The 3,257-nt window shown below is 39.5% G+C and carries 3 protein-coding genes; all 3 read right to left on the bottom strand.

Going from position 1 to position 3,257, the window contains the following annotated elements; all coding sequences use genetic code 11:
- The coding region (locus CD126_RS11735; RefSeq protein WP_103370521.1) for a peptide chain release factor 3 at window positions 1–1,308 on the bottom strand (1,308 nt) is incomplete at its 3' end.
- A 20-nt stretch (window positions 1,309–1,328) separates the two neighbouring features.
- Window positions 1,329–1,562: a YueH family protein gene (locus tag CD126_RS11740; RefSeq protein WP_169931287.1), complete on the bottom strand. Its 234-nt coding sequence runs from the start codon at window positions 1,560–1,562 to the stop codon at window positions 1,329–1,331.
- Entirely contained in the window at window positions 1,552–3,036 is a 1,485-nt protein-coding gene (locus tag CD126_RS11745) for a UDP-N-acetylmuramoyl-L-alanyl-D-glutamate--L-lysine ligase (RefSeq protein ID WP_049406727.1), read from the bottom strand. Before CD126_RS11745 ends, CD126_RS11740 begins: the two co-directional genes overlap by 11 nt.
- Window positions 3,037–3,257: the final 221 nt, after the last annotated feature.

The following is a 3,257-nucleotide window of genomic DNA, read 5'->3' on the forward strand; positions in this document are numbered from 1 at the left end:
CACAGCACCAAGAATAATTTGGTTGGTATGCAATGTTTTGTAGTACTGGATGGCACCTTCCTGAACGAGTTGTTCTATACCTTTATGGCAGTGTTTCTGTTTCATCACGTTCTTCGGTGATACTTTCATAAATCGTTCTGGCGTAAATTGAGGTAAGTCTTCAAACTCAAATTTTTGATTACCCCCTACTAAAGTGTCACCAATTTGGTAGTTACCCGTGTCATAAAGGCCGATAATATCTCCTGAAACGGCATGGTTAACAGTTTCTTTGTCGTCTGCCATAAATGATGTTGAACGTGTAATCTTCTGTTTCTTATTCGTACGTTGTAGTTTCACATCCATACCGCGTTCGAACGCACCACTTACTACGCGCATAAACGCAATGCGGTCTCTGTGTTTAGGATCCATATTCGCTTGAATCTTAAAGATGAATCCTGAGAAATCAGTATCATAAGGGCTCACTTCACTACCATCTTTCGTCTGTCTTGCATTAGGCATCGGCGCGTGATCAACATAAGCATTCAAGAAATTCTCTACACCAAAGTTAGCAAGTGCTGAACCGAAGAATACAGGCGTAAGTTCTCCGCCTAATAATGCATCTTTATCGAAGTCTTCACCCGCTTCATCTACGAGCATTAACTCTTCAATTGCTTGTTCGTATGCAGAATCATTAGCAATCGGATGAGACTCTTCCAATTCGAAATCGTCATTAAGATGAAGTAAATTCTCTTCATCTCTAAATGGTTCAATTGTCTTCTCATTACGGTCGATGATACCGAAGAAATTCTGACCCATTCCAATTGGCCAGTTCATTGGATATGTTTCAATATTAAGCGTCTCTTCGATTTCATCGAGTAATTCAAACGGTTCCTTGCCGACTCTGTCGAGTTTGTTGATAAAAGTAAAGATAGGAATGCCTCTCATTTTACAAACTTTAAAAAGTTTAAGTGTTTGAGGCTCAATCCCTTTCGCACAGTCAATAACCATGACCGCACTATCAACCGCCATCAAAGTACGATACGTGTCTTCAGAGAAATCTTCGTGTCCTGGTGTATCAAGGATATTAATCTTATAGTGATCGTAGTCAAATTGCATCACTGAACTTGTAACAGAGATACCACGCTCTTGTTCAACTTTCATCCAGTCACTTGTCGCAAATTTACCCGTCTTCTTACCTTTAACGGTACCTGCTTCTCTAATCGCACCACCGAAAAGCAGTAATTTCTCAGTTAATGTTGTCTTACCAGCATCCGGGTGGGAGATGATGGCAAAGGTCTTTCTAGATTCAACTTCTTCTTTGATAGACATGCTTTAACTCCTTTAAATATTTATTGTAACCATTGAATAATTTGTCTTGCTATATGTTCGGCATTATCGTCATCCATTATGGTAAATAAATGCATCACAAGTTCCATTTCAAGTTCTTGTTCGTCTTGAGTATCAGGAAGTAACATTGACCATTCCAAATCAGGTATGGCTATCAATGTCGCTCGCTCTGACTCATTTTTATAAAGATAAACTTGGCGTGCTACTTTTGCTAACTGGACCTCTTTAATCTTCAACCGGTCCACCGCCGAATTTCTTATACGCGGCTTCTAAACCGATTAAGTCATCACGGTGAGGTACTTTAACATGACCTGGCATGATTTGATAAGGTTCACGTCCTTTGGAAGCAAGCACGACCGTATCACCTGGTTCAGCTACCTCAATAGCATGACGAATACCTTCTGCACGGTCATCAAACTCAACGTAGTTATCATGAGTAGCACCTTTAGCAAGCTCTGCAGTCAACATCTTAGGATCGTCATTGGCTGGGTTGTCTGGCGTAAAGATAACGTAGTCTGCACGACACGCAACGGTTCCCATTTCAGGTGTCTTGCCCATGTCTCTTTCTCCAGCCATACCAACAAGGAAGATGAGTTTCTGTTTGACGAAAGGTTTCACTGCGTCAATCAATTTATTCATTCCATCAGCTGTATGCGCATAATCGATAATTAAATCAATTGGCAAATCAGGGTCGAGCACTTCAAGACGCCCCTCCACTGGTTCTAGTTGAGGTACAACTCGACTCAGTTCTTCAAGACTGATACCGGTACTCCACACCGCAATGATAGCAGCCATAATGTTAGAAATATTAAATTTACCCACATATGGGGATTGAATAGGATATGTACCGAAAGGTGTAGCTAAATCAAATGTGACACCTTGTAATGTTTCTTGAATATTGGTAGCCATAAATTGGGCTTCATTATCAATACCATATGTGAAGGCTTCAAATGGTGTAACGGTCTCTAGATATTCTGAGAAATCATCATCTTTATTAAGCACTACGAATTTGTCTTTAGAGAGGTCTTGTCCAAGTTGACTGAAAAGTAACGACTTCGCGTGTCCATATGCTTCCATTGAGCCATGAAAATCTAAATGATCTTGCGTTAAGTTCGAGAAAATCGCAACATCAAACTCTACGCCACGCAAACGCCCTAAAGCTAGTCCGTGACTTGATACTTCTAGCGTCATTGCTTCAGCATCTTTTTCAACCGCTTCTTGAATTTTTTTAGTTAAAGAAACAGTTTCTGGAGTCGTGTTCTCACCTTTAGATTTCTCTTCATTGATTTGAAAGCCGTTCGTTCCTAAATAAGCACTATTCTTATTCATGGCACGGTAAATATTGTGAATCATCGTTGCTATAGATGTCTTACCATTTGTGCCTGTGACACCATATGTCGTTAAATGTTTACTCGGGAAGTCGAATAATTTATTCGCCAGTAAACTTGCTACTCGTAGCGTGTCCGGAACGATAATTTGTGTGACGTCACCGTCAATTTCTTGTTCACGATTTACGACTACAACTTCACATCCTGAATCGGCGACTTGTTGACAGAAACGATGACTATCAACTGTGTAGCCTACTGATGCAACAAAGATACTTCCTGGCTTTGCAGTACGAGAATCTGTTGTAATATCGTTCACTTCTTTATCTAAACTACCGATAACTTGTTTCACTTTGATTTTTTCGAACAATGCACTCGCCTTCACGATTCTCTCTCCTTATTATATATAAATTACATTATTGCTCTTTGTAAGACTTCATTGTTTTATGCCAATAAGATATATTATACACTTTTTCACTAGTAATATATATGTATAAAGGGTCTAAAATGATCTTCGTCTTGCTTAATAAACACAATAAGGCACCATACTGCTTCAATCTGAACTGACGTTAAGGTAAGATTAATTTCTGTCTCTTATACACATCT

The sequence above is a fragment of the Staphylococcus pettenkoferi genome, from assembly GCF_002902685.1.
Lineage (GTDB): Bacteria > Bacillota > Bacilli > Staphylococcales > Staphylococcaceae > Staphylococcus > Staphylococcus pettenkoferi.